Genomic DNA, 25,651 nt, shown 5'->3' on the forward strand with positions numbered 1-25,651 from the left:
ATGCCCCAAGACGACAAATTCGATGAATTGTCCATTCCGCCCGGACCTTCCGAAACCGGAATCGAGAATCTTGACCGAATCGCCGCTCTTGAGGCCCGAGTCCTGGCGCTCGAAGCCTTGGTAGAAATGCTGGTGGGCAGGGACGTAGACGAAAGCGACGATGACCCAGAAAGGTATGTCGATCGCGAGTGCTCTGCCCTATTCGGACGGATGATGTTCTCGGAGGGATGGGTCTCCGCTGCAGATACAGATGTTGCGAACGTTGCCGAGACCATTGCAACCAATCTGATCGAGCGCAACGGCCGAGCCAAGCAGCGGAGAAATTCGCATTAGGTTCAAACATATCACCTCTTGGAACTTCATAGAGGGCTTGTTCCTGAGGCCGCGCTGCAAACAGGAAGACGGCTGAGCAACGGGCAGGTGCTTGATCCGGCAAGCAGCGACCCTTTCGCTGTGTCTCGATGACCACCAAGATCACGGGGCTTCCCTCCGTCTTGGCCGTGACCGGTTCCGTGCTCCGGCACACCGACCCGGCTGCGAGCGGATCGGGCAGACCGTAGCAGATACTGGGAGGGCTGCAGAACAGGCTGTGGCTGCCCCTCGACGATTCCCAGGGCTGTCACACTCCTGTCACAACGCGCTCTCCAGAAGTGAACTGAACGAACGGATAGGCGTGTAGCGAGAAAAATGGTACACTGCCGTCAGGCAGCTGAATTTATTCAGTTTTTCGATAGCGAGAGAGCGAAGCGAAAGAGCGGCTCAGCGGGAGAGCACTACGTTGACATCGTAGGGGTCACAGGTTCAATCCCTGTCACGCCCACCATCCGAAAACATTGGAAGCATTGAGCAAATCGGCTTCCGGCGTCCCCCCACAAGACCCTCTGATTTCGCTGCTTCTCGTTCTGGATGCCGCGATTGATCGGAGGTCGCCCGTAAGCCATCAGGCGCGGCCACTTTCGCCTGCGCACCTTGTGGCCCGAGTTGTCAGGTGCGCTGGGCGGCGAAATGGTGTGGTCACGCGGGAGAGGATCGCCCTGCCCGGCACCCACCTTTAGGCTGATCAGCGGAGATCACCTGACCTCTCACGCTCTCGTGAGGAAAACGGCCTTGCTGACAGATTGGCCGGCTGCCTTAATACAGCCCGTTGGCGTGGCCGCGTGCACCGGACGCCGCCCCTTCTCCTGACACGATGTTGTCGGAGCCATTGTAATCCTGCTGACCACCGAAGCGTTCCCGCGACCCGGAGGTGTTGATGCCTGCCGTCACGTCTCGTGTCCTGAAGCGATCCGATCCGCCGAGCGCATCCGCGCCTATCCTGCAGCTCTCAGCGGCCGCCTCGCGCGCCGACTGGATAGCAGCCTATGAGGCCGTTCGGACCGAGACCGAGCGGCGTACCGCGCCGCTTTCCGCCGAGGACCAACTCGTTCAGTCCATGCCCGATGCCAGCCCGATCAAATGGCATCGCGCCCATGTCACCTGGTTCTTCGAGCAGTTTCTGCTTGTGCCGCACGCGGCAAACTACCGCGTTTTCGATGAACGCTTCCCCTTTCTGTTCAATTCCTATTACGTCAGCGCCGGGCCGCGTTACGAGCGGCCCAGACGGGGACTGATCACCCGCCCGGATGTCGAGACAGTCACCGCTTACCGACAGCATGTCGACGCGGCTGTCCGCGCCCTCATCACCGCGGCCGACAATGAGCTGTTTGCCACCCTATGTCCGATCCTGGAGATCGGGCTTCATCATGAGCAGCAGCATCAGGAGTTGATGCTGACCGACATCCTGCATGCCTTCGCACAGAATCCGGTGCTGCCTGCATATGATTCCGGCTGGCGCTGGCCGGTGACTGCGGGCACGGCCTGCGCGTTCGCCGAACTCGCGGAAGGAGTCCACACAATCGGACATGATGGCGACGGCTTTTCCTATGACAATGAAGGTCCTGCCCATCGGGTGCTGGTCGGTCCGGTACGGATCGCCCGTCGGCTTGTCACGAATGGTGACTGGATGCGCTTCATGGCCGATGGCGGCTATGAGACGCCGACACTCTGGCTCTCGGACGGCTGGACGGCGGTCCAGGCGGAAGGGTGGAAGGCGCCCGGCTACTGGCGCGAGGTCGACGGCGCCTGGTTCCGATTGACGTTCGGCGGTCTCGGGCCCGTCGATCCCGACCTACCGGTCTGCCACATCAGCTATTATGAAGCAGACGCGTTTGCCCGCTGGGCGGGCAAGCATCTCCCGAGCGAAGCGGAATGGGAAGTGGCGGCGCGGAGCGGCATGCTCGACGATGCTTTCGGCCATGTGTGGCAGTGGACGCGCAGTGCCTATCTGCCCTATCCCGGCTATCGTGCGGCGCCCGGTGCGCTCGGCGAATATAACGGCAAGTTCATGGTCAATCAGATGGTGCTGCGCGGCAGTTCGCTCGCCACGCCGGGAGGTCACGCCCGATATAGCTATCGCAACTTCTTCTACCCCCAGGCGCGCTGGCAATTCACCGGACTGCGCCTCGTCGACCATCCCTGACGATGTCGCAATGAAAGCGATTCCCGCACGCAGCGTCCGCCCTGCCGAAATGGAAGGCGGGGCGACCTTCGATTTCGCGGCCGATGTCGTGGCGGGCCTCCAGGCAACGCCGAAGCGCATCCCCTCGAAATATTTCTATGACACAGCCGGCTCGCTTCTTTTCGAGGAGATCACGCAGCTCCCAGAGTATTACCCGACCCGAGTGGAGCGCGGTATCCTCACCGAGAACGCCGAGGCAATCGCCAAGTTGTTGCCGGCGGGCAGAGCGCTCATTGAATTCGGGAATGGTTCGAGTGCCAAGACGCGCATTGTTCTGCGTGCGGCAAGAGAGCTCTCAGCCTATGTGCCCGTCGATATCGCCGCCGAGTTTCTGGAGGAACAGGCCAAAACCTTGCGGCTCGAATTTCCGTCCCTGAATGTGCTGCCGGTCGCCGCCGACTTCACGAGAGCCTTCGACCTGCCGGCGAGCCTTCGGACGATGCCGCGGGTCGGCTTCTTTCCAGGCTCCACGATCGGCAATTTCGATCCGCCGGACGCCGCTGCATTCCTTCATCATTCCGGCCTGAGCCTCGGCACGGGCGCGGTGATGGTCATCGGGGTCGACCTCGTAAAGAACGAAGCCGTCCTCCACGCCGCCTATAACGACGCTGCCGGCGTGACCGCCCGTTTCAACCTCAACCTGCTTGCCCGTATCAACCGGGAGCTCGGTGGCGATTTCGATCTCGGTTCATTCGAGCATCGGGCGTTTTTCGACCGCGGGCACTCGCGCATCGAGATGCATCTCGTAAGCCGCGCAGTTCAGCGTGTGTCGGTCGACGGCTGTTCGTTTGATTTCGCGGAAGGCGAGACGATCCACACGGAGAACAGCTATAAATATACCGTGGAGGCTTTTCAGGCGCTCGCCCGTGAGGCCGGTTGGCGACCCATCAGAGTCTGGACAGATAGCGATGGCTGGTTCTCGATCCATGTTCTCGCAAATGAGGCCGATGCCGCCAACCAACCAGGGCCCCGACGCCTGTAACGGCCGGCATTGCTGTCGTGGCCTTCGGTTCACTGTTGCGCGCCGTCGTTCCAGCGCGCCGAGGTGCGAGCGGACATGCCGCCGAGGAGAGTGCATGCTTCCCCGTCGGTCAGGCCCCACGCCCTGAACAGGTTCACCGTAGCGCGCGCCGGAGCGCCAGCCTTGTCATCGGAGATGGAGGGACTGGCGGTGTTGGCAGGGATAGCGACAACGTGCCGGAACTGCAGGCAGATGATGCATGGCACATCATTCAGAATCAATCTGAACCCAGCTCAGCAAAGAAACCCGACTCGTCTGCACGACTTACGTTCCTGGTGCAGGGATTGAGAGTCTGGCTTCCACCTCGGACGAGCATCGCCTCGTGGTCCGACGAGGTTAGGGCAAGACAGGCGTCAGGCCGCCGCGAGGAACCGAAGGTTCCAGCACGCTCCCGGCGAGAGAGCCGGGCGAGGCGGCCCTGCGGCTGGCCTTCCTGAGCCCAATGGCCTAAGGACGGCAATGAAGAACGACCGATTTGAAATACCCATAACCGTCCGATCCGGCGCCGCAGGCACCAATCTCGCCTTGAACTCGGCTCGGGAAGCCTCGGATTTCCTCCTGAACGACTGGTCCGGCAAAAGAACGCCCAAGCATCGCGCAGCGCTCCAGGCCTGCCATGATGCGATTGCCGGCGAGAAACCCGCCATGAATGCAAGGCGTGCCTTGATTGCGGCAGCACGCGAGGCGGATGTTTTCGTCAGCGACAAGCTCCCTGCCTGAACCTGGGGCGTCGCGCCGGCGGAGTTCCCGTTATTCCTCGGTGTTGGATTCAGTCTCGTCGGCAGGCTTCGTGCGTGCCTTCGCCGCCTTGGCTGCCTCCCTCTCCGCTTTTTTCGCCGCCTTGATGCGGTCACGGTCCTTGCGTTCCCAGGCGTAGTTCGGCGCTCGCGCCATGTTGACTCCTTCTGTGACTGAGGCATGGGTACGTGGTTCCAGCCGCTAACACAACAGCGGCCTGGTCCAGCCTCTTAGCTGTGCCGGCGGTCTTGGGCCGTGGGCGCCCCTGGTGGTCGCGCCTTCCTTGCTATGTCCCAAGTGGTGAAGCCGCGACCACGTAAATAGGACGCGCCGCCGCGTACGGAAGGCTGGACACAGCTTCTGGACTGATCATCGCAGGAGCATTCGTTTGCGGGCAGGACAGGCGACATTCGCTGCACTTGTGTTCGTCGCGCCGGCGGTCTATATGTGCGCTGTTGATATTTCGGCCGATCGATCCGGGCCTCGCGATTTCCTCGCGCTTGCTGCGTCAGTCTCCAAAATCTCGATACAAGATGGTCCGGCTCACCGCTGGACTAAACACGATGCATGCGCAAAGGGTTACGCACATGGCAACAGGTACCGTTAAGTGGTTCAACAGCACCAAGGGCTTCGGCTTTATTCAGCCTGACGATGGCGGCCAGGACGTCTTCGTCCACATCTCCGCGGTCGAGCGCGCCGGTCTGGCGGGCCTCGTGGAAGGACAGAAGATCAATTTCGAGGTTCAGCAGGACCGCCGTACCGGCAAGTCGGCAGCCGAGAACCTCAGCAAGGCAGGTTGATTTTAGCTCGCGCGCACCGCTAGACGGAAGGCGGCAAGTCACAGATGAACTGGCGGCCGCGCTGAAATAGCGCGCGAGAACATGTTTGGGTCTGAAGACCGGGGCAGCAGATTGCTGCAAGTCTTCAGACGGGTTGTGAGAGCCAGGCTGCAGAGCAGCGGAAGGCGGGGCCATGCCCCGCCTTTTTCGTGTGCCCGAACAGCGGAGCAGCCTGGCTGACCGCCTGCGCGAAGTCCGGCTCGCTGCCCGCCTTGATCGCGATCTCGGCGAGTTCGATGAACATGGGTTCCACCTCAACTGTTGGGCTTCCGGCCGTGCTCGGCATCAATGGTACGCGTGTCGCCCGTCTCGATCAGCGTACGCGTTGCTTCCACGCTGGCATAGATCCAGAGGATCTTCATCGGCTCGAGCTTCGACGCGTTGATGAACCGGTGCGGCAGGTTGGCGGGAATGAAAGTGGTGTCCTGCGGCTTCAACTCGTGGCGCTCGCCATCGATCTCGGCGATCGCATGCCCCTCGAGCAGCATCACGCTTTCCTCGCAGTTGTGCTTGTGAAGCGGGATCGCCGCGCCCGGCTCGAAGATGGTGATCCCGTTGATGAAGCTGGTCGTTCCAGAGGCGCGGTTCACCAGTGGAATTGTCCTGGCCCCGCCGCCGCGCTCGTGGGCGCAAATCTGGTCAGGTCTGAAGACGGCGGCCTTCTGCGTCATCGGGTTGCCTTTCGTTTGGGGGGTCTCAGCCGGAATTGGAGCCGGTGCCCGGCGGCGGTGCAGCTAACCCGCCAGGTGGGCATCGGACACCAGCAGCCCGTCGGGATCCGCGTAGGCGAAAGCGTTGGGCCGGAACTCAACGCCGCCGAACCGCACGGTCCTGCCCGCCTGCCCTGCCCCCTCCTTCGATGATTTCTTTGGCGACACGCCCAAGCAGAATACCGCGACGTCCATCTGATCGATCTCCGCGCTATCCCGGACGGAGCCATTGATGACGATCCCCGCCCATCCGTTATCCCGCAGGATCAGCGCGATCTTGTCTCCGAGCAGCGCGCAGCGCGTGGAACCGCCTCCGTCGACGATCATGACCCTGCTATTGCCCGGCTTCTCCAGTTCGGCTTTCAGTAGAGCGTTGTCTTCGAAGCACTTCACGGTGGCGATCGGCCCGCTGAAGGACTTCTTTCGCCCGAGCTTGACAAAAGGCGGGTCGCAGAACCGGACGGCATCGTCATAGGCATCAACGAGGTCGGCTGTCTTCATCGATCGTTTCCTCTTTCAGTAGGCGTCGGAGCTTCTGGACCGCTGCATCGGGGCTCGTCAGAACCGGAATGCTCGTAACCGCCTCGACCGCTGCCCTGGCCCGCGAAGTCGAGAAATGGGCAAGGGTGATCGCGTCAATGCCTTCGAGCTTGCCGGCGGCTTCCGAGACCAGCCGATCGTGCGTGGCGGAATCGCCCGCCCGGATGGCCTCGATCGCTCCTTGCACGAGGAAGCTCGTAATCGTCGCCGAAGGGTTCACCCTTTCCGCCTCTTCCCGGAACTCCTGCTCCATGCCGGCGCAACCTTCGTTGATACAAGCGCTCCTTTTTTTGCTCGAACTAGTCCGTTCTGCAAAGAAAGCAGAAACTGGTACTCGCGCATCTTTTACCCAAGGGGACTTGCGTGGAGAAGAGAAATGAATGGGAAGGACAACAAGCACGTCACTGCCTTTCGGCAGGCAAAACTCAAATCGGGGGAGAGCATCGAAGCTCATCTAGAAGGCTGGATCGGCGAGATGATGGGGTCGGGCGACAAGACGCAGCACAATGGACAGTTCGTGCTGACGAGCGAGCGGGCTTGCTTCTATCGTAAAGGCATTTTCGGAGAAGGTTCGAGACAATACCACTTTCGAAGGTCACTTCGGTGGAAACGTTGTCGCTCATGGGCTATAGGGTGCTCCGCCTCCACACATCTCACGACGAACTCGCATTCAAAACAATCGAGTCAAAGTCAGCCTTTGATCAAGTTGTCAGTATCATTGAATCTCTTCGGCATCCGCCGAGCATTGATCCCGCTTTGAAGAAAGATGGCTCTGTTTCAGATAAACTCAAACAACTGGCCGAACTGTATGATGCGGGAATATTAACGGAGCAGGAATTCATCACCAAGAAGGCCGAGCTCTTAGCGAGGCTATAACATGCCGTATTAAGTGCGTGACAACCTACGCGGTTTACGATTGAGAACTCAAACGAGGTTGGTTGCGACCTGTGCTCTCACGGTGGGTGAAACGACGGCTGGAGCTTCGCCGAGCTTGGCAAGCGGACGCGCGAGCGCTTGTTCGGAGCCACGGAAGTCACGCCTACTATCATGCGCAAAGGCTTGCGGCGCGTGCGCGAGCTCGTCGAGATCGCTCGGCCTTTTGGCATTGGTGCAAGGTTGCAAATGAGGTGGCGCGGCTCTCGCCGGCCGTCGAAATGGACTGGCAGATTTTGAAAAGAATAGTTGACGAAGAGAAATATTAAAAGGACTGGGCGTGCCGTTACTTTATTATTGGAGGGGAGACAATTACAGATCTGACTTGGATCATGGGGTCGGTTATCATCTGAACCAGGCCAACCCTCTCCTCCATGAAATTGAGCTCGGCGACAGCCTATGGGCGTTCACTCGCACGGTCTCTGGTGCCTATGCCCTCGCGGCTGAATTGGTCGTATGTGCTAAAACCATCAATTCACCAGGCTTTCGTTACGGAGCCTATCGCGTTTGGGGTGACCTGAGGCTCTCGCGCTACTTTTCTGTGGCGTATCAGCCCGACATAACCGCTCTGATAAGGTCGTTGAAGATTTCGGCCGGTGGCGATGTTCTTGGGAGAGCTTTTCAGGGCCATGCAGCCGTTCGCCGGATTACCCCGGAAGATAACGCAATTCTAAGCGCCTATTCGAAGGGTTTGTCCTTAGAGCCAAGGGCACGGTTGATACCGGAGGAACGATTAGAAGCCTTATTGGTGTCGGGAGATGCGGCTGCGGTGGCTCAACTTTTAAAGGATGAGCCTTCGGGGTTGGACAAGGAACGTCGTGAATATCTGACTGCGCGGGCAACGCCGGCCCGCGATCGTCGTCTCGTAGCTCAGCTTCAGGACCTTTATAATGGAGCATGCCAACTTTGCGGGTGGGCGCCGCGATCAGTATACGGCTGCGATATCTGCGAGGGACACCATATTCGGTGGCTAAGTCGCGGTGGCGCAGATGAGTTAGCGAATCTCGTGTTGGTCTGCCCGAACCACCATCGCGCAATCCATCGCATCGATGCGCCTTTCGATTTCTCCGTTCTAAGTTTTGTTTTCCAAGCGAGCTCAGAACCGCTTCTGCACTCGTTGCACGAGCTGACTGCGTGACGGCGACAGCAGCGCCATTTGCTTGCTCGTTGCCGATCTGTGCGAGCAGGGCTGGCAGGTCGATATTTCGGGTGGGGGCATCAGTTTCTCGCCACCCGGTCTCGAACGAGCCGGCGATCAGAGTGTTGATGATGTCAAAGCGCGGGTTCGGTGCGCGCTCCAGGCTGCTCGGGCCCGACAGTTGCAGGAACCTTCGGTTCGCTCCTTTCTGACGCGTATGGAGCGGAGAACTGCTCGACCGGAAGGTCGCTTCTCGGTCCTTGATCTTATCGATGATGGCCGTGCCCTTGGGCGCGAGTTGGCGAAGATCAATGGCTTGCCCGCTAGCGAACGCGACCCGGTTCTCGCCCGCCTCATCGATCCAATCATTGAGGTCTGCGAGACGGGAGCCAAATGCCCCGACACCGGCATCTCCCTGATCGACATCTGGCGATACTTCCGCCACACCTGGGCGCACGAATACAGGGCCATCCCCGGCCGGCAGATGATGGTGCTTGTCAGGAACGCAGCAAGGCCTCGACGCCCCATCATTGGAATAGCCATGCTGGCGAGCCCGGTCATGCGTCTCACGAAACGCGATCAGTGGATCGGCTGGTTGCGTGAAGCGATGGCCGACAATCTTGCTTCGGGGGTGCTCGATCCTGCGGCGTTTGGACCGGCAATGCTGCAGCGCCTGGACCAGTCCATCGCCTCTGTCCGTTGGGACGACCTTGCCACCACAAGCGAGATCACCGATCCGACGGAAGCCGTCGTTCTTCGGCTGGAGCAGGAGGCGGCCGGCGCCGCGTTCAAGCGCGAAGCATTGCTTCGAGCGCACTTCGAGGCCCATCGTCGGGAGGACGGCCAGGTGCCGCCATTCCGCGGCGCGGTGCAGGCGGCAGGCGACGAGACCGATTGGCGCGCGGCTTCAGAGGACCTGCTTTTCGTTCGCAAGCGCGCCGAGAGCCTGGCGCAACTTCTGTTCGCCAAGCAAGTTTTGCGCGCCAGCGGACTACATCAAGATCCCCATCGCTCGCTCCAGCAACTGCTTGCGGGTAAAATGGGCCAGCGTGCGATTGACATCACGTTGGCCGAGTTTCGCAAGGCGGGTCTGTCGAGCGAAGTTGCCGACATCAGCATTTGCGGCGCGGTCCACCCGTACAATGAACTTCTTGGCGGCAAACTGGTTGCGCTCCTGCTGACTTCGGCCGAAATCCGCGACGCCTATGCCGCACGCTACGGCAACCAGGTGAGCGTGATCGCTTCGCAAATGGCGGGCCGGGCGATCACGAAGCCCGCCCGCTTGAAGATTCTTACGACGACCAGCCTCTACGGGGTGGGTTCGAGCCAATACAATCGCCTCGTCCTGCGTGAGGCGGAATACGCTGATCTCGGCCAGGACGTTCGCTGGGCTGCGATAGGAAGAAGTCTGACGGGCGGGTTCGGCACACTTCACCTGAGTGCTGAAACCGCGCAGGCGTTGAGGTCCATAGCCCTCGCACGCCATGACTCCCGGCGCGTCAACAATCGTTTCGGGGAGGGAACGAGCCCCCGTCTGCGGCAAATCCGGGAAGGACTGGACGCTCTCGGGCTGAAGAGCGATGCCATCTTGCATCACGCGACACCGCGCATCTTCTACGGCTGCGAACTCTCGCCCGGGGCTCGTGCCAGTCTTCTTGGCCTATCTCACGTCGCTCCTTCCGCCCCTTCGGCAGCGACAATTGCAACCGCCTGGCGGCGGCGGTGGCTCTCTGCCCGCTGTCAGCGGACAGAGACCCTGGATCGACTCACTGATCTAGGTCCAAATAGCGTCCGCGCTTCATTGCACGCCGATTTCGACGGGCAGTTCCTGCTTCCCGGCCTCGTCTAATTCCCGGGTGTCAGTACTGGGAACGTTGCACATGAAGACACCGCCTAAGGTCGTTACCGGGGCTCATGGATTCATTTTCGTCCTCTGCGACGCGCGATATCTACGATGCAGGAGGAACTGCCGAACGAAGTGATCATCCTTGACTACGATCCGTCCTGCTACGCGGAACTGCGCAACGTCTATAACAGCGGACGAACGACGTCGGAGCCGGCCACGCTACAGCCGGATCAACTCGACCAGATTTTGGCCAACGGCGCCGGCATCTTCCGGCGGCGGCAGACCACTCCCAGAACGAACTGTTCGAGTTCACCTGGCTATTGGCCCATCGGGAGATGATAGGCCTGGCGGAAATAGTCGCGGAAGGCCTGCATGACGGGCGTGAAAGCGATGCCGCGTTTCCAGGCCAGGCCCACGTCCATGGCCGGGATCGGGTCGCTGAGTTGGATCGTTTCGATGCGCCTTCCCTCCAGCGACCAAGGCCGATGCACCATGTCGGATAGGATGGCCACGCCCTGTCCGTTAGCGACAAGCGATCGTACGGCCTCCACGGACGAGGTGCGCAACCGCACTGACGGACGGTAAGGTGTCTTGCTCCAGTATTTGAGAGACGTATGCGCCGCCTCGTCGACGGTCAGCATGATATAGGGCTCATCGGACACCTCCTGCAGCCCGACCGAGCCGAGCGATAGCAGCCTGTGCCTTGCCGGGACCCACAGCCGCCGGCGTGACGACAGGTGGGTTTCTGTCGAGAGGTCCGGATTGTTCGTATTGGCGGTCAGCATCACCGCCAGGTCGTAGCGGTTGGCCAGAAGGCCCTCCTCGATCGCATCTCGATTGAGCTCGAAGAGTTGAACATCGAGTTGCGGGAAACTGCGTCGCAGCCGCTCCAGGTGGTGGGGAAGGTAGTAGCCGACGACCGTGTACGAAGCAGCCACTCTCAGCGTGCCCTCGAGATCGCTGCCCGGCACGTTGATGTTGGTCATCTCGTCGATCTTGGCCAGCAACTCATAGGCATGGAAGAGCATCTGCCGGCCGGCGGCGGTAAGTTCCATGCCCTGCTGCGAGCGCGAGAACAGCGTCGCGCCGACTCTCATCTCGAGATCTTTGATTGCGGTCGTGATTGCCGACTGCGATATCGACAGGGCAACGGCAGCTTGGGACACCTGCCCAGTCTCTGCAGTAGAGACGAAATACCGGATCTGCTTGAAGCTGATTGCCATATGCGCTGATTATCGGATTTTTGGATAATTGGCCACCGTCGTTCGATGCAATCGATAATGCCGAAATGTTCAGCGATTAAATCTTTAATCGCACGGCAGGGAAAGGTCGAATCTGCCGGGATTCTGCTGATTCCTATTGTTCCAGTGGAAACGAAGCACATCGAAAATTCAGAATGCGGACATAAGAGAATAGAATTTTTCAATGCGCGCAGCTTTGGCTAACGTGACGGAAGATTAGGGAACAACGGCGCGAAACAGCGCTGATAACGGGAGGACTGCCAGCATGCGGCTGTCTGCGGTCGATCTCAATTGCGACATGGGAGAGGCGTTCGGGCGATGGACCATCGCCGACGCCGATGACGCGCGAATCATGGCGTTGGTCAGTTCGGCCAACATTGCGGCCGGCTTCCATGCGGGCGATCCCATGCTGATGAACGAGACGGTGCGGCTGGCCGCACAGCATGGCGTAGGCGTCGGCGCACATCCCGGCTACCGGGACCTCCAGGGTTTCGGCCGCCGCAAGATCGCCGGCAGCAACGAAGAGATTCTCAACGACGTGATCTACCAGGTAGGCGCCGTGCGCGAATTCGCGCGCTGCCACGGCGTCAATCTCCAGCACGTCAAGCCGCATGGCGCGCTCTACATGGAGATGGCCGTCAACGAGGATTTGTCGCGCGGCTTCATCGACTTCATGCGCCGCACGTCGCCGGACGCCTACGTCTTCTGCTTGGAGTCATCGCTGACGTGCCGCATCGCCCGCGAGATGGGACAGCCGGTCGTACGGGAATTCTATGCTGACCGGGAGTACGACAGGAGCGGCTCGATCGTCTTTGCGCGGCGGGTTGGTCGACTGGACCCCGAGCGAACCGCGGAAAAGGTGGTTCGCGCCTGCCACGAGGGGAAGGTGCGCACCGTCGATGGGGACGACATCGACGTCCCCTTCGAGTCCATTTGCTTCCACTCAGACACACCTGGCTGCGTCGAGATCGGCTCCGCGATACGCGACGCGCTCACCGCCAACGGCATCCGCATTGCGCCGGTGTCCGAGATCGTCGCCAGCCCAGCCAAGTCCTCCAGGAGCGCCATATGAGCAAGCAAGAGATCCGGTCGCCGCTTCCCGGTGTCTTCTACCGAAGGCCTACGCCGGACAGCCCTCCCTACAAGAACGACGGCGACGCCGTGGCCGCCGATGACGTCATCGGGCTGATCGAGGTGATGAAGTCATTCCACGAGGTGAAGGCGGGAGTAGCGGCTCGGGCCATCCATTTCCTGGCCGACAATGAGGATGCGATCATGGCCGGCGACGTCATCGCAGAGGTCGAGGGATGACCATCGGCTCCGTCCTCATCGCGAACAGGGGTGAGATCGCTGTGCGCATCAACAGTGCCGCCAAGGCGCTGGGCCTGCGTACCATCCAGGTTCACAGCACGGCCGACACGGACTCCCTTGCGGTCCGTCTGGCCGACGAGGCTGTCCCGATCGGTCCGCCGGCGGCCAAGAAGTCCTATCTCAACATTCCGGCGATCATAGAGGCGGCAAAGACGGCTGGCGCGGACGCGGTCCATCCGGGATACGGCTTCCTGGCGGAGAACGCGGATTTTGCGGACGCGGTGGTCGCGGCCGGCATGCGCTTCGTCGGCCCTTCGGGCACCGCGATCCGGCTGTTGGGCGACAAGGTGGCCGCTCGCGAGGCCGCCCGCAAGGCTGGCGTCCCGACGGTACCCGGCAGCGACGGGCGCATCTCCAGCGCAGCCGACGCGGCGAACATTGCGGACGAGATCGGCTTCCCCGTCATGATCAAGGCCGCCGCGGGCGGCGGCGGACGTGGCATACGCATCATCAAGGAGCGCTCGGAGTTCGAACGGCAGTTCCTGCAGGCAGCCGCGGAGGCCGAGGCCGCGTTCGGCGACGGCGGCCTCTATGTCGAGAAGGTCATCGAGCGCGCCCGCCATGTAGAGGTCCAGATCCTCGGCGACGGGAAGAACTTCGTCCATTGCTTCGAACGCGAATGCTCCCTCCAGCGTCGCCGTCAGAAGGTCTGGGAAGAGGCGCCGGCTTTCCGCCTGCCGCCGGAGGTGCGCGACCGCCTCTGCGCGAGCGCCGTCGAACTGGCCCGTTCGGTCGGGTATGTCGGCGCGGGCACCGTGGAATATCTCTACGACGAAGACGCGCAGGCCTTTTATTTCATCGAAGTCAACACCCGCATACAGGTCGAGCATCCGGTAACGGAGATGATCACCGGCATCGACCTGGTGCAGGAGATGCTCAAGATCGCCGGCGGTGCACCGCTGTCGGTGAGGCAGGAGGACATCGCGATCAGTGGTCACGCGATCGAGTGCCGCATCAACGCGGAAGATCCTTTCAAGGACTTCCAGCCCTGGCCGGGAAAGGTGGAGGGACTGACCGTCCCCGAGGCGGCGCATGTGCGCTTCGACACCCTCCTCTACGAGGGCTACACCGTGCCGCCCTTTTACGACTCGCTGCTGGGCAAGCTGATCGTCCACGGCGAGACCCGCGAACAGTGCCTGTCCAGGCTCGGTGAGGCGCTCGGCGAGCTCGAGATACGGGGCATCCCGACTACCGTGCCGCTCCACACCGCTCTGGCGGCCGACCCGGACGTGGCCTCCGGCCGTATCCACACACGTTTCCTCGAAGGCTGGCTGGAAACACGCTTCGCCGCGCGGGACAGCGAGAAAGAGGTGGCCTGATGAAGAACCGGTACAGTTTCGGCGGCGACGAGCACCTGTTCGTCGAATGCGACGAAAGCATGTCGCTCGAGGCTTTCTTCAAGAGCCTGTCGATGACGAAGGCCGTGAAGGCGAGCGGCATCAGGGGAATCACGGAGATATGCCCGGCCAATGCCTCCTTCCAGATCAAGTTCGACCCGGACGTCATCAGCCCGGGCGACCTCCTTCGTGAAGTGCAGGCTATCGAGGACGCGGCCGAAAGGGCGGAACCGGTCATCGGTACCCGCATAATCGAGATCCCCGTCTTCTATCAGGACCCCTGGACGCACGAGACGCTCATGCGGTTCCGCGAGCGGCATCAGGACCCCAAGGCGACCGATCTCGAATACGCCGCCCGCATCAACAACTACGCGACGGTGGAGGACTTCATCGCTGCGCATTCGGGCGCCCCGTGGTTCGTGTCGATGGTGGGCTTCGTGGCGGGGCTGCCCTTCATGTACCAGATGGTGGACCGCCCGCGGCAGTTGCAGGTTCCCAAATATCTCAGGCCGCGCACGGACACCCCGAAGCTGACGGTCGGCTATGGCGGCTGCTTCTCCTGCATCTATTCGGTGCGCGGGGCGGGCGGATACCAGATGTTCGGAATCACTCCGATGCCGATCTTCGATCCCGAGCAGAAGGTGAGCTACCTCAGGGACTTCATGGTCTTCTTCCGGCCGGGCGACATCGTCAAGTTCAAGTCGGTCGGTCGAGAGGAATACGATCAGACGGTCGCGGATGTGGAAGCTGGCCGCTTCGCTCCGGCCATGCGGGACGTGACGTTCGATCTGACGGAATTCCAGAAGGGCATCGACGCCTACAATGCGAAGCTGGAGGGGGCGATCCATGGGCGTTAGGGTCATCAATCCGGGTCTCTCCACCACCGTCCAGGACCTCGGCCGTCCCGGCTACTTCCATCTCGGCATTCCGATCGGCGGCGCCATGGACCGGCTCGCCATGCGGGCGGCGAACCTGCTCGTCGGCAATCCGGAGGACGCTGCAGGGCTGGAGGCCGTCTTCGTCGGGCCGCAACTCGAGTTCACGGCCGATACGGTCGTTGCCGTCACCGGCGCTGACATGCCGATCAAGGTCGACGGCGAGCAGAAGCCGGGGTGGACGGCCCTCGAAGTCAGGAAGGGCCAGGTGCTGAGCTTCGATTTCCTGAACAAGGGCGCGCGCATCTACATCGCGGTCGCCGGCGGCATCGACGTGCCGGTGGCGCTGGGGAGCCGCTCCACCTATCCGATCGGAGCGCTGGGCGGCTTCAAGGGGCGGGCGATCGCCGCCGGGGACGAACTACCAGTCGGCGCGGCTGGTGGCGCCAAGGCCGGCCGCAGCGTGCCGGAGGCCCTGCGACGCGGCCCGGGCCGGCCAACGGAGCTTCGCGTCCTGCCCGGCCTCTACTGGCATCGCATTGCCGAGAGCTCGCAGGCGGGCTTCTTCGAAGACGACTGGAAGGTGGCTCCGGAGGCCGACCGGATGGGCTATCGATTCCGGGGCGGGCGCAAGCTCGAATTCGTGGAGCGCGAGCAGCCTTTCGGCGCCGGGTCCGATCCCTCCAACATCGTCGACAGCTGCTATCCCTACGGCTCCATCCAGGTGCCGGGTGGAACAGAGCCGATCATCCTGCATCGGGATGCTGTGTCGGGCGGCGGCTACTTCATGATCGGCACCGTCATCTCGGCCGACATGGACCTGATCGGCCAGATGCAGCCGAATACGCCTACGCGTTTCGTCCAGGTCACGATGGAGGAGGCCATGAAGGCCCGCGCCGACCGCGCAAGGCTTTTGCAGGACATACGCACCGCACTCGTTTGAATACTGGGCGAACTGCCGCCACCACGCCCGGCGGCACAGAATAAGGGGAAGGGGAACTACAATGAAAAAACTGACGGGACTGATACTCGCCGCTGCCGTCTCGACCGCAGCACTCTCCCAGGCTTTGGCGGATGACTGGTTTCCGTATGACGCGGCCAAGATCGAGCCGCCCTTCGCGGCCGACGGCAAATCGGTAGACGTCTCCTACGAGCCGCTGCCGAAGGCCGAGAAGGCCTGGAACATCTGCGTTTCCTTTCCGCACATGAAGGACGCCTACTGGCTCGGCGTCGGCTATGGGGTGGCTGAGGAAGCTGCCAGGCTCGGCGTGAAGATGAACATCGTCGAAGCCGGCGGCTACACGGAGTTGGCCAAGCAGATCTCGCAGATCGAGGACTGCGTGGCGAGCGGCGCGGAAGCGGTCGTCATCGGCGCCATCTCTTACGACGGCCTGAACAACCTCGTCTCCGAGGTTGCCAAGAAGGGCATCCCGGTCGTTGACGTCATCAATGGCATCGGATCGCCGGACCTGACCGCGAAGTCGCTTGTTTCCTTCGAGGTGATGGGCAGCAAGACCGGCGAGTACCTGGCCGGGAAGCATCCAGCCGGATCCGAGGAGGTCGAGGTTGCCTGGTTCCCCGGACCGGCAGGCGCGGGCTGGGTGGAAGCCGCCCACAAGGGCTTCATGGAAGCCGTCAAGGGATCGGCGATCAAGGTCCTGGAGCCGAAGTTCGGCGACACCGGCAAGGAGGTGCAGCTCAAGCTGGTGGAAGACGCGCTCCAGGCCAATCCCAATGTCCGCTACGTGGCAGGCACGGCGGTCACCGCGGAAGCGGCGCAGGGCCTGATCCGCGAGCGCGGGTTGCAAGGCAAGGTCGACCTGCTCGCCTTCTACATGACGCCCGGCGTCTACGAGGGCATCAAGCGCGGCTTCATCCTCGCCGCTCCGGCCGATTCCATGGTCATCCAGGGCCGCATCGCGGTCGACCAGGCTGTCCGCGCCCTTGAGAAGAAGGACTTCATCAAGCACGTGGGCCCGAAAATCTTCGTGGTCGACCCGGAGAACGTCAATACGGTGCCGCAGACCAACATCCTGCCGCCCGACGACTACAAGCCGGTCTTCAGCGTGAACTGAGGCGCTTGTTCGTCGACGGTCCCGCCGACAGGGCGGGACCGTCAGCACGGGGTAGAGACATGAGCCAACCGCCTCTGGTCGAGATGACCGGGATCAGCAAGGAATTCCCGGGCGTCAAGGCGTTATCGGACATCGATTTCCGCCTTGATCGCGGCGAGGTCCACGTCCTCTTCGGCGAGAATGGGGCCGGCAAGTCGACCCTCATCTCGATTATTTCAGGTGTCCATCCTCCGACCGCCGGCACCATGCAGATCGAAGGCAAGGAGGTCGCGTTCCGCTCTGTCTACGACGCGCGTCAGGCCGGTATCGGCACCGTGTTCCAGGAATTCTCGCTTGTTCCCACGCTCACCGTCTTCGAGAACGTGCATCTCGGCCAGGAGCCGCGGCGAGGTCTCTTCGTCGATCGCCGAGCCATGGAGAGGAGCACCGAGGCCCTCTTCCGCGATCTCGGCTTCGAAGTGGATATTCGCGCACCGGTGGCCCAGCTCTCGCGAGCTCAGCAGCAGATGGTCGAGATTGCCAAGGCGCTGCATGCAAAGGCACGCGTGCTGATCCTCGACGAGCCGACGGCCTCCCTGACGGAAAAGGAAACAGAGAAGCTCTTTTCCTTCATGCGCCGCGCCAAGGAGAACGGCGTCGGCATCATCTATATTTCGCACCGCATCCAGGAATTTGCCGAGATCGCGGACCGCATCACTGTCCTGCGTGACGGAAAACTGATCGGCACCGTGAAGGCCGACACGGTTTCGGAACGCGACTTGGTCGAACTCATGACGGGCCGGGCGATCGACAAGGTCTATCCCCATATCACGCGCCGGCCGGATGGAGAGACGCTTCTTTCGCTGCGCGGCATCGTCGCGAGCGGTGTCCGGGGCGTCGACATCGGCGTCCGCGCCGGGGAGGTGCTGGGATTGGCGGGCCTCGTCGGATCGGGCAAGTCACGGGTCTGGCGCAGCATCCTGGGCCTGCAGCCGTTGAAGGCGGGAACGGTGACGCTGCGGGGCAAGGACGTCACCGGCCTGCCGACGCGAAAGCTGTTGAAGTCGGGCATCTTCTACCTGCCGCCCGACCGCAAGGGCGAGGGCCTGGTGCTGACTGCATCGGCGCGTGACAATATCAGATTGAGCCTGCTCGGACGCCGTGACCTCGCCGGTGCGTTTGGCATGCCTTCGCCAGCGCGCAGCAAGACAGAGGCCGACGCCATCGGCGCGCGCGTGGACTTGCCACCGCGAGCTTTCTCGAAAGCGGTCGCGACCCTGTCCGGCGGCAACCAGCAGAAGGTGCTGTTCGGCAAGGGGTTCGGCGAGGACCATCTGGTCTACATCTTCGACGAGCCCACCGTCGGCGTCGACATGGGCACCCGCAGCCAGCTTTATCTTCTCATCAGGGATCTGGCCGAGTCGGGCAAGGCCGTGGTGATCGTGTCCTCCGACCTACCGGAGGTCATGCATCTTTCGCACCGGCTGCTGGTGTTTTCCAGCGGCAGGATCTCCGCCGAGTTGGAAGGGCAGGACATCGTCGAAGAGACGATCTTGCGCCACTTCTTCAGTGAAACAAGGGTTTCCGCCTGATGACCTCGCCAGACTCCGTCACGAACGGATCGAGCCCGGTTTCGCCGCGTTTCGCGCCCGCCGCAGCAGTCAGGACGCTTTTCCTGAAGGTTGGCGTGCTTCCGTTCTTCCTTGTTGCGGCGCTGATCATCTTCTCGCTGGTCTCGGGCAATTTCCTGTCGCTGGAGAACCTGACGAACGTAGCGCGGCAGTCGGTCTACCTGATCCTGGTCTCGCTCGGACAGATGATCGTGCTCATCACCGGCGGGTTTGACCTCGCGGTCGGCACCACGATCGCACTGACGTCGGTCGTCAGCGCGCTTGCCATGGTTGCGCTTGCCACCGCCATGCCGGACTACGTTTGGCTCGTGATCGCCCTTGGCTGTCTCGCCGGTTTCGCAGCCGCCCTCGCGGTCGGCTGCCTCAACGGCGTCGGAATCGCTCAGTTCGGCGTGTCGCCCTTCATCATGACGCTGGGCGTCCAGTCCGTCGGGGCCGGTACCGCCCTGTTCCTGACGGGCGGCGTTCCGGTGTCGCGCCTGCCTTACGAATTCGGCAACCTCTTCGGCTTTGGACGCGTCCTGGGCATGCCGGTTCCGGTCCTCATTGCCATAGTGGCCATCGTGGTCATCTGGATCATGATGAACCGCACACGGCTTGGCGCCCATATCTACGCCGTGGGCGGAAACAAGAAAGCCGCGCATCTGTCCGGCGTGAATACGAAGAAGGTTCTGTTCTCCGCCTATGCGATCTGCGCGCTGTTGGCATCGCTTGCGGGTCTGCTGCTGACGGCGCGCGTGGAATCCGGCGAGACCAATCTCGGCGGCTCCGTGGCCCTGGAGTCGATCGCCGCCTGCGTCATCGCCGGCGTCTCGCTCAGGGGCGGCATCGGCCGCGTGGAGAGCGTGGTGCTGGGCGCCTTCTTCATCGTCCTCGTTCAGAACGGCATGAACATCGCGCAGATCGGCTCCTACCTTCAGATGGTCCTGCTCGGTGGTTTGTTGATCCTCGCGGTCATCCTGGACCAGCTTCGCTATCGCATCCTGGTCGGTCGGGCCTGACACTCCGCCAATCACTCCGCCAGCAAGCAGAGGATCAAGCGTTGCCAGCAACAACCAACGAGAAACTGTTCATGGCGCGCAGCATCGATGACGCGGTCGCCGCGCTCGCCGACCGCGCGGACGCTACTGCCCTCGCCGGCGGGACCTGGATCATGCGCGCGCCGATCCGGCGCGAGCCTCCGATCCGCTTCTGCGTCGGCCTGACCCGAATACCGGAGCTGAACGCGGTCGACATCTCCGCAAGCGAGATCCGCATTGGCGCCTGCGTGACCCATGCGCGGCTGGTTTCCGCGCTGGCCGGCGTCCGCGGCTGCGAAGGGCTCGTCACAGCGGCCGGCAGCGCGGCAAATCCAGCAGTCCGGCAAATGGCCACGATCGGAGGCAATCTGTGCGCGTCCGCCTTTCCGGCCTCGGATCTCGCACCGTCGCTCCTGTCCCTCGATGCGGAGGTCGAGCTTTCCGGACCGGGCGGGGACGAGCGGCTCCCTGTCGGCCGCTTCCTGGAGCGTCGAGGCTCGCTTGAGCCGGGCATTCTCCTGACCGCCGTCGTGATCCCGCGCAGGGCCCTGAAATCCGGTCATGCGCGCTTGCCGTTGCGCAAGGCCGGCGACTACCCCGTCGCGATCGTCAGCATGACGGCGGAGCTTCGAGGCGATGGGGCGGTCGAGGACATCCGAGTTACGGTGGGCTCGGTGGAGGCCTCGCCGCGTCGCTGGACGCAGCTCGAGCAAGCACTTTTGGGGCGCCGGCTCGACCCGAACGGTGCGTACGACCTGGCCCAGGCCGAAGCCCATATCTTCACCGGACGCGATGGTGTCGATGCGCCGGGTTGGTATCGGGTGCAGGTGCTGCCGGCCTTGGCTCGGCGTGCCGCTCAAGCCGTTCTTGCCGGTCCATGACCAAGATCTAGCGCAGCGGATGACCATGGCCACAAACATCTTGATTAACGGCGAGGCACACGTTTCGACGCGCGAGCCGATGACGCCGCTCCTTGACGTGCTCCGCGAGGAGTTGTTCCTGACGGGCGCGAAATCGGTCTGCCGCGAAGGCATATGCGGCGCCTGCATCGTCCATCTCGACGGACAGCCGGTGGTGTCCTGCCTGGTGCCGGTCGGCACGCTCGAGGGACGGGAGGTCCGCACAGTCGAATCGCTCGCGGCCGAGGGCGAGCCGTCTCCGCTTCAGCAGGTGATGGAAGAGCACGACGTGGTCCAGTGCGGAATGTGCTTCCCCGGCATCCTCATGACCCTCACCAGCTTCTTTCGCGAACGGCCGGATGCCGGCCGCGACGAAGTGAAGGCCGCTCTCGTCGGCAATATCTGCCGCTGCACGGGCTACGAGCGCATCGTGGATGCGGCCATAGCCTTGGCGAAACGGAGCTGAACCATGGCCATCGCTGATCCCGCAAACGTCACGATGGACCTGCCCCGGCGCGACGCGCGCGACAAGCTTCTCGGGCGCACACGCTACACCGTCGACCAATCGCTGCCGCGCATGCTTCATGCCGCCGTCCTGCGGTCCGAGGTGGCTTCCGCGCGTATCGTGAGGATCGACACCTCGCGCGCGACGAAGATGCCCGGCGTCCGCGCCATCGCGCTGGCGGAGGATGCTCCAGGCATGCATGGCATCGGCATCGCCGACCATCCGCTGTTCGCCTACGACGTCATCCGCTTCCATGGCGAGCAGATTGCCGCGGTCGCCGCCGACACCTACGAGCAGGCACAGGCGGCAGTCCGTGCGATCGAAGTCGAGCTCGAGCCTCTCGACCCTGTCCTGACCATGGCCGAGGCGCTGGCGCCCGATGCGCGGCTCGTCCACCCCGACTGGAAGAGCTACGAAATCCTATTCGAAGGCGGTGCGCGTGGCGGCAATGTCGCCTGGGAGGCGACGGTGGTCCGTGGCGACACCGAGAAAGCCTTCGCGCGAGAGGACGTGATCGTCGTCGAAAGCTGCTTCCGGGTCGGCCGTCAGAACCACGTGTCGCTCGAACCCAGAGCTGCCGTCGCTTCCTACGAGGACGGCCGATACCACATCGAAACTTCCACGCAGGCGCCCTGGACGGTTCGCAACCAGACGGCCAAGCTCCTCGGAGTCCCGCCATCACAGGTGCGCGTGACAGTGCCGCCCGTCGGTGGCGGCTTCGGTCAGAAGTTCGACTGCACCCTGGAGCCCTACGCGGCCATCCTGGCCCGCAAGTCGGGACGGCCGGTCCGGCTGGTCTATTCGAGGCAGGAGGAGATGCTGACCTGCCTTTGCCGCGAGAATGCCGAGATCAAGATCCGCTCGGCGGTCACACGCGACGGCGAGATCGTTGGCCGTGAAGCCGTCGTGCTGATGGATTGCGGCGCCTATGGCGGCGAACAGATCTTCCTGACGACCATGACGGCCCACACGCTGATGGGCAATTACAGGCTCGGCTCCGTCAAGCTCGCGAGCCGCGCGATCTACACCAACACGGCTCCAAACGGCGCCTTCCGCGCCTGCAACGGTGTCTACAATACCTTCGCGCTGAAGCGGCATACGGACGAAATCTGCGAAGCGGTCGGCATGGATCCGCTTGAATTCCGGCGGCGGAACGTGCTGGGGGACGGCGATCTCGGCGCGACGGGTCAGGTGTTCGAGGGCGAAGTATTGGGTCCGATGCTCGACCGCATGGCGAGCCTGCGGGATAAATCGCCGTCCCTGGAGCATCGGGCGGGCAATCGCCTCTATGGCCGCGCGACCGTCGTGGGGACCTGGTTCATCTTCGTCGGCCCCTCCACCGCGACCATCAATCTCAACGCCGACGGGACCGCTACGCTCGTCACCGCAGGCGTGGAGATCGGTCAGGGCACGATGGTTCAGGCGATGCCGCAGATCGTGGCCCATGAGTTGGGCCTGCATCCGGACGATGTGATCGTCCGGACCGCCGATACGGACGCGGCCGGCCTCGACCTCGGTGTAGGCGGCGGCCGGACGACCGTATCCGTGGGTGCCGCGAGTCGCGCGGCGGCGGAGGAGGTACGCAACAAGATCCTGAAGGCCGCGAGCGAGTTGCTCCAGGTGGCGCCGGAGAAGCTCGTGCTGCGCAACCGGCGCGTCGAGATCGCCGGCGTGGAAGGATCAGGCATGACGATTGCCAGTGTGGTCCAGCATGCGCAGCGGGCGACGGGTCCGGTGGTCGGCAGCGGCTCCTTCACCAACCCCGGCGTCGCTTCGATGCCGGGCTGCGCCGCCGGGCATTTCATCGATGCGCTCGAAATCCCCGTCTTCAGCGTCCACGACTGCGAGGTGGCGGTCGACCCCGACACGGGGCATGTCGAGGTCTTGAGCTACAAAGTGGTCCAGGATGTCGGCCGCGCGCTCAATCCGCGCGCCATCTATGGCCAGATCCAGGGCGGGGTGACGCAGGGTTTGGGCTACGCCCTACATGAAGAGCTCACCATCGGGGAGAACGGCTGCATTCGCCAAAGCAGCCTCGAGACCTATCGCGTTCCGCTCGCTCTAGACACGGTACCCGTTCAGATCGATCTTTACGAAGGAGCCCCCTCCATCGGGCCGCTGGGCACCAAGGGCGCCGGCGAAGTGCCGATCCTCAATGTCGCCGCTGCCGTTGCGTGTGCCGTCGCCAACGCGACCGGGCGCCGGGTTCAGCAGACGCCACTGACGCCTCCACGCGTGCTGGGCTTGCTGCTGGGCAGGGAACCCGCCATCGAATTGCCTCACATTGCCGATGACTGGTGGGAAAATGTGCTGATGAAGCGCCCATCGATTCCGGTCAGGCGCTCGTAGCTCGGCTACGCCGCGCTCGACGACGACATGGAGGCCACCTTAGCGACGATTGTCCAGCAGCACTGAAAGGCCCCGCGTCGCGGCCATCTGCAGAATCAGTTCTTCCAGAGCCTTGTTCGAGAGCCGCGTCGAGTAGCGGGTGCGTATCTCTGGAATAGCCACCCCGAGCGAAACCGGTGTCGATCGGCCGTGATCATCGAGATACCGGCCTACCGCCATCACCAAATCGGGGTCTATGTCCTTCGGAAGCTCCTTCAAATCTCACGCCCCCTCTTCCGCCAGAAGATTACGTAGGAAGCCGGGCGCGAGCAAGCAACCCAAGAATAATGGGCGAACAAAGTGTTAGCCTCAGAAGGGCTTCTCTAGAGGGCACCTGTGCCTGGCGGCCGACTCCTGTTCGCCGGTTCGGGCCTCCGCGCGGCTGATCCCCCGCTCCACCCGCCCCTTTTGAGGACGATCGCCAGCCACCAATAGGACCTTAGTCCGACACAAGGCACGCAGAGGTCCTCAGGCCCTCTCGAAGCCGAAACCACAACGAAAGCAGCGCGTTGGCGCGCAGAGCCAGAACAGGGTCTGGCAAGCGAGTGCGCAGATGCGGCATGCGACGGAGCCGGGGCGCGCAATCTCTACGAGGAGCAAGACAATGTCAGTAGTGTCCAAGACTTTTGCAGTCGTTCTGATGGCTGCATTGCCTGTTGGTCCAGCGCTCGCCCAGGGCGGCGGCGATGGAGGTTCGGGTAAAGGGGGCCCGGGGAGTTCATCCGGTGACCGAGCCTGCGGCGAGTCGGTCTGGGTGGGCGGATGCGGCGGCATCACGCTGCGGCCATCGCTTGATGAGATCACCGGATCGATCGGCACCTCCAAAAAGGCCAGCGCGGTCGATGCGGCCACCGGCAAGAAGTCTACGGCGAACAAGGCGGGAGGCGCGAGTTCGCCAGCCGCCGGCAAGGCCGGTGCAAGAGCTGGCCAACGCGATTCCACGTCAGAACATAACAGGGGCAAGGACAATGCCGGCCTGAATGCCGGTCCCGGCAATGGTGGCGAAGGGGCCTCCGGCGAACACGGGGATCGCGATCCCGGCAATTCGGGCAGCCATAACAACGCGCCCGACAGCCGTGGAGGAAAGTCGAAGGGCAAACGGTAATCCGCGGTCGCACTGTAGTCGGCGGCACCTTCCTGTGTATCGGATAGTGCCGCCGAGACAACATCTCCAAGTCTATAATGCAGCCATTCGCCATCTCACAAATGGATGATTACGATGGAGTTCTGGAGTCATCCACAGTGTTCCACGATCGTATAATTTGCTCGACAGATTTCTTCTTACGCAGTACGTTCTTCTGGGGGATCAAGGGGGAACGCGATGGACCACGACGTGTTGCGGCACGTAGCGCAGATCACGATTGCGTATTTGCAGCAGAACAGTGTCGCCGGCTCAGACTTGCCGAAGCTGGTGGAGCTTGTAGGCAAGGCAATTCTCGAGGCACACGCCAAGGAGCAAATGCCGAGACCGCTGAGTTCTGACCGCGTTGCTCAGATCGCCAGAAACCCCGTCGTCGGCTTGAAGAGCCGTCCGCAGTCGAAGCCTGTGGGATGGGTAGTCCTCTCGCCCAATGAATACCGTGACAAGCGAGCCCCACGTGCTGGGTACAGAACCGTATCGCCGGCTGATGCCGCGATGCGATTGACAATGGAACAGCATATCGGGCTGGTGAAAAGAATGCTGTCAGACCGCGAGCGGTTCGATTTCTCTCAAAGCGGTTCTCTCTGACGGCGAGAGGGGACTGGTCAATTCCACTTCGCTTCCGCGTGAACACTTAACCGGTCCAAGGGGCACGCCTGACGCCAGGAAGGCTGGTTCGATCCTGTGATGGGCAGTCCCATCTGCGGTGGCGAAGCGTTCGGCACGCAGCGAAGGCGCAATTGACTTTGCAAAGGGCAATTTCGAAGCGAGCCGGAAGCTGAAACTCCACCGCTAGTCGTATAAGAATAAGACGGCCCTCAAAGCGCCCGCCTCACCTCCAGGGCTTGTTTCGACCACCGGGAATCTT

Annotated in this window: 30 protein-coding genes; 22 read left to right on the forward strand and 8 right to left on the reverse strand. The window is 62.4% G+C overall.

The annotated features are described in order from the left end of the window. The 3 genes from HUI96_RS17580 to egtD all read left to right on the forward strand — a co-directional run bounded on the left by HUI96_RS17580 (window position 1) and on the right by egtD (window position 3,539). A complete protein-coding gene (locus tag HUI96_RS17580) occupies window positions 1–333 on the forward strand; it encodes a hypothetical protein (RefSeq protein WP_188255985.1) in 333 nt (110 codons plus the stop codon). A 919-nt stretch (window positions 334–1,252) separates the two neighbouring features. Continuing rightward, on the forward strand, window positions 1,253–2,518 hold the full coding sequence (egtB, locus tag HUI96_RS17585) for an ergothioneine biosynthesis protein EgtB (RefSeq protein WP_188255986.1): 1,266 nt from the start codon (window positions 1,253–1,255) through the stop codon (window positions 2,516–2,518). 49 nt (window positions 2,519–2,567) lie between these two features. Continuing rightward, the gene (gene egtD, locus HUI96_RS17590) at window positions 2,568–3,539 is read left to right on the forward strand and encodes an L-histidine N(alpha)-methyltransferase (RefSeq protein ID WP_237684205.1); all 972 of its coding nucleotides are present in this window, start codon (window positions 2,568–2,570) and stop codon (window positions 3,537–3,539) included. Window positions 3,540–3,568: 29 nt separating this feature from the next. Here egtD and HUI96_RS30075 read toward each other — a convergent pair whose 3' ends face one another. Further along, the gene (locus HUI96_RS30075) at window positions 3,569–3,784 is read right to left on the reverse strand and encodes an antitoxin Xre-like helix-turn-helix domain-containing protein (RefSeq protein ID WP_337918450.1); all 216 of its coding nucleotides are present in this window, start codon (window positions 3,782–3,784) and stop codon (window positions 3,569–3,571) included. 253 nt (window positions 3,785–4,037) lie between these two features. Between HUI96_RS30075 and HUI96_RS17595 the strand changes: the two genes are divergently transcribed. Continuing rightward, window positions 4,038–4,298 (forward strand): DUF982 domain-containing protein, encoded by a 261-nt coding sequence (locus tag HUI96_RS17595; protein ID WP_188255988.1) that lies wholly within the window; start codon window positions 4,038–4,040, stop codon window positions 4,296–4,298. 30 nt (window positions 4,299–4,328) lie between these two features. Here the strand turns inward: HUI96_RS17595 and HUI96_RS17600 are convergent, their stop codons facing one another. Further along, entirely contained in the window at window positions 4,329–4,472 is a 144-nt protein-coding gene (locus tag HUI96_RS17600) for a hypothetical protein (RefSeq protein WP_188255989.1), read from the reverse strand. Window positions 4,473–4,903: 431 nt separating this feature from the next. On the opposite strand from HUI96_RS17600, the gene HUI96_RS17605 reads away from it, so the two are divergent. Further along, entirely contained in the window at window positions 4,904–5,116 is a 213-nt protein-coding gene (locus tag HUI96_RS17605; protein ID WP_188255990.1) for a cold-shock protein, read from the forward strand. A 124-nt stretch (window positions 5,117–5,240) separates the two neighbouring features. Here the strand turns inward: HUI96_RS17605 and HUI96_RS17610 are convergent, their stop codons facing one another. The 4 genes from HUI96_RS17610 to HUI96_RS29435 all read right to left on the reverse strand — a co-directional run bounded on the left by HUI96_RS17610 (window position 5,241) and on the right by HUI96_RS29435 (window position 6,859). After that, window positions 5,241–5,399 (reverse strand): hypothetical protein, encoded by a 159-nt coding sequence (locus HUI96_RS17610; RefSeq protein WP_188255991.1) that lies wholly within the window; start codon window positions 5,397–5,399, stop codon window positions 5,241–5,243. Window positions 5,400–5,409: 10 nt separating this feature from the next. Then, complete coding sequence (locus HUI96_RS17615) at window positions 5,410–5,826, reverse strand: cupin domain-containing protein (protein ID WP_188255992.1); 417 nt, start codon at window positions 5,824–5,826, stop codon at window positions 5,410–5,412. 63 nt (window positions 5,827–5,889) lie between these two features. Next, complete coding sequence (rraA, locus tag HUI96_RS17620; RefSeq protein ID WP_188255993.1) at window positions 5,890–6,366, reverse strand: ribonuclease E activity regulator RraA; 477 nt, start codon at window positions 6,364–6,366, stop codon at window positions 5,890–5,892. Further along, window positions 6,344–6,859, reverse strand: a complete 516-nt coding sequence (locus tag HUI96_RS29435; RefSeq protein ID WP_237684186.1) for an aspartate/glutamate racemase family protein — start codon at window positions 6,857–6,859, stop codon at window positions 6,344–6,346. Before HUI96_RS29435 ends, rraA begins: the two co-directional genes overlap by 23 nt. A gap of 149 nt (window positions 6,860–7,008) precedes the next feature. Between HUI96_RS29435 and HUI96_RS17630 the strand changes: the two genes are divergently transcribed. The 4 genes from HUI96_RS17630 (at window position 7,009) to HUI96_RS17645 (ending at window position 10,661) form a co-directional block, all read left to right on the forward strand. Beyond that, the gene (locus tag HUI96_RS17630; protein WP_337918436.1) at window positions 7,009–7,281 is read left to right on the forward strand and encodes an SHOCT domain-containing protein; all 273 of its coding nucleotides are present in this window, start codon (window positions 7,009–7,011) and stop codon (window positions 7,279–7,281) included. Window positions 7,282–7,618: 337 nt separating this feature from the next. Beyond that, on the forward strand, window positions 7,619–8,476 hold the full coding sequence (locus HUI96_RS30080; protein ID WP_188255994.1) for an HNH endonuclease: 858 nt from the start codon (window positions 7,619–7,621) through the stop codon (window positions 8,474–8,476). Window positions 8,477–8,792: 316 nt separating this feature from the next. Further along, on the forward strand, window positions 8,793–10,325 hold the full coding sequence (locus tag HUI96_RS17640) for a Druantia anti-phage system protein DruA (protein ID WP_210320214.1): 1,533 nt from the start codon (window positions 8,793–8,795) through the stop codon (window positions 10,323–10,325). A gap of 105 nt (window positions 10,326–10,430) precedes the next feature. After that, window positions 10,431–10,661, forward strand: coding sequence for a hypothetical protein (locus tag HUI96_RS17645; protein ID WP_188255995.1), 231 nt, complete (start codon window positions 10,431–10,433; stop codon window positions 10,659–10,661). Here HUI96_RS17645 and HUI96_RS17650 read toward each other — a convergent pair. After that, complete coding sequence (locus HUI96_RS17650; RefSeq protein ID WP_188255996.1) at window positions 10,640–11,545, reverse strand: LysR family transcriptional regulator; 906 nt, start codon at window positions 11,543–11,545, stop codon at window positions 10,640–10,642. The genes HUI96_RS17645 and HUI96_RS17650 overlap by 22 nt on opposite strands. 283 nt (window positions 11,546–11,828) lie before the next feature. Between HUI96_RS17650 and HUI96_RS17655 the strand changes: the two genes are divergently transcribed. The 11 genes from HUI96_RS17655 (at window position 11,829) to HUI96_RS17705 (ending at window position 23,603) form a co-directional block, all read left to right on the forward strand. Next, window positions 11,829–12,635, forward strand: coding sequence for a 5-oxoprolinase subunit PxpA (locus HUI96_RS17655; protein WP_188255997.1), 807 nt, complete (start codon window positions 11,829–11,831; stop codon window positions 12,633–12,635). Then, window positions 12,632–12,874, forward strand: coding sequence for an acetyl-CoA carboxylase (locus tag HUI96_RS17660; protein WP_188255998.1), 243 nt, complete (start codon window positions 12,632–12,634; stop codon window positions 12,872–12,874). Before HUI96_RS17655 ends, HUI96_RS17660 begins: the two co-directional genes overlap by 4 nt. Continuing rightward, complete coding sequence (locus tag HUI96_RS17665; RefSeq protein ID WP_188255999.1) at window positions 12,871–14,253, forward strand: acetyl-CoA carboxylase biotin carboxylase subunit; 1,383 nt, start codon at window positions 12,871–12,873, stop codon at window positions 14,251–14,253. Before HUI96_RS17660 ends, HUI96_RS17665 begins: the two co-directional genes overlap by 4 nt. After that, window positions 14,253–15,128 carry a 5-oxoprolinase subunit B family protein gene (locus tag HUI96_RS17670; RefSeq protein WP_188256000.1) on the forward strand — a complete coding sequence of 292 codons (876 nt, stop codon included), beginning with the start codon at window positions 14,253–14,255 and terminating at the stop codon, window positions 15,126–15,128. The genes HUI96_RS17665 and HUI96_RS17670 overlap by 1 nt, the downstream gene beginning before the upstream one ends. Beyond that, window positions 15,118–16,089 carry a biotin-dependent carboxyltransferase family protein gene (locus HUI96_RS17675; protein WP_188256001.1) on the forward strand — a complete coding sequence of 324 codons (972 nt, stop codon included), beginning with the start codon at window positions 15,118–15,120 and terminating at the stop codon, window positions 16,087–16,089. The genes HUI96_RS17670 and HUI96_RS17675 overlap by 11 nt, the downstream gene beginning before the upstream one ends. A gap of 61 nt (window positions 16,090–16,150) precedes the next feature. Beyond that, complete coding sequence (gene torT, locus HUI96_RS17680) at window positions 16,151–17,221, forward strand: TMAO reductase system periplasmic protein TorT (protein WP_188256002.1); 1,071 nt, start codon at window positions 16,151–16,153, stop codon at window positions 17,219–17,221. Between the two features lie 59 nt (window positions 17,222–17,280). Further along, on the forward strand, window positions 17,281–18,792 hold the full coding sequence (locus HUI96_RS17685) for a sugar ABC transporter ATP-binding protein (RefSeq protein WP_188256003.1): 1,512 nt from the start codon (window positions 17,281–17,283) through the stop codon (window positions 18,790–18,792). Beyond that, complete coding sequence (locus HUI96_RS17690) at window positions 18,792–19,832, forward strand: ABC transporter permease (protein WP_188256004.1); 1,041 nt, start codon at window positions 18,792–18,794, stop codon at window positions 19,830–19,832. The genes HUI96_RS17685 and HUI96_RS17690 overlap by 1 nt, the downstream gene beginning before the upstream one ends. Before the next feature lie 71 nt (window positions 19,833–19,903). Then, complete coding sequence (locus HUI96_RS17695; RefSeq protein ID WP_188256005.1) at window positions 19,904–20,731, forward strand: FAD binding domain-containing protein; 828 nt, start codon at window positions 19,904–19,906, stop codon at window positions 20,729–20,731. Window positions 20,732–20,756: 25 nt separating this feature from the next. Then, a complete protein-coding gene (locus HUI96_RS17700) occupies window positions 20,757–21,215 on the forward strand; it encodes a (2Fe-2S)-binding protein (RefSeq protein ID WP_188256006.1) in 459 nt (152 codons plus the stop codon). A 3-nt stretch (window positions 21,216–21,218) separates the two neighbouring features. Continuing rightward, window positions 21,219–23,603, forward strand: coding sequence for a xanthine dehydrogenase family protein molybdopterin-binding subunit (locus HUI96_RS17705; RefSeq protein WP_188256007.1), 2,385 nt, complete (start codon window positions 21,219–21,221; stop codon window positions 23,601–23,603). A 39-nt stretch (window positions 23,604–23,642) separates the two neighbouring features. Here the strand turns inward: HUI96_RS17705 and HUI96_RS17710 are convergent, their stop codons facing one another. Beyond that, the gene (locus HUI96_RS17710; protein WP_188256008.1) at window positions 23,643–23,861 is read right to left on the reverse strand and encodes a hypothetical protein; all 219 of its coding nucleotides are present in this window, start codon (window positions 23,859–23,861) and stop codon (window positions 23,643–23,645) included. A 385-nt stretch (window positions 23,862–24,246) separates the two neighbouring features. On the opposite strand from HUI96_RS17710, the gene HUI96_RS17715 reads away from it, so the two are divergent. Further along, window positions 24,247–24,747, forward strand: coding sequence for a hypothetical protein (locus HUI96_RS17715; protein WP_188256009.1), 501 nt, complete (start codon window positions 24,247–24,249; stop codon window positions 24,745–24,747). Window positions 24,748–24,963: 216 nt separating this feature from the next. After that, complete coding sequence (locus HUI96_RS17720; RefSeq protein ID WP_188256010.1) at window positions 24,964–25,371, forward strand: hypothetical protein; 408 nt, start codon at window positions 24,964–24,966, stop codon at window positions 25,369–25,371. The last annotated feature ends 280 nt before the right edge of the window (window positions 25,372–25,651 follow it).

Source organism: Pseudaminobacter soli (ex Zhang et al. 2022) (genome assembly GCF_014595955.1).
Classification (GTDB): domain Bacteria; phylum Pseudomonadota; class Alphaproteobacteria; order Rhizobiales; family Rhizobiaceae; genus Kumtagia; species Kumtagia pseudosoli.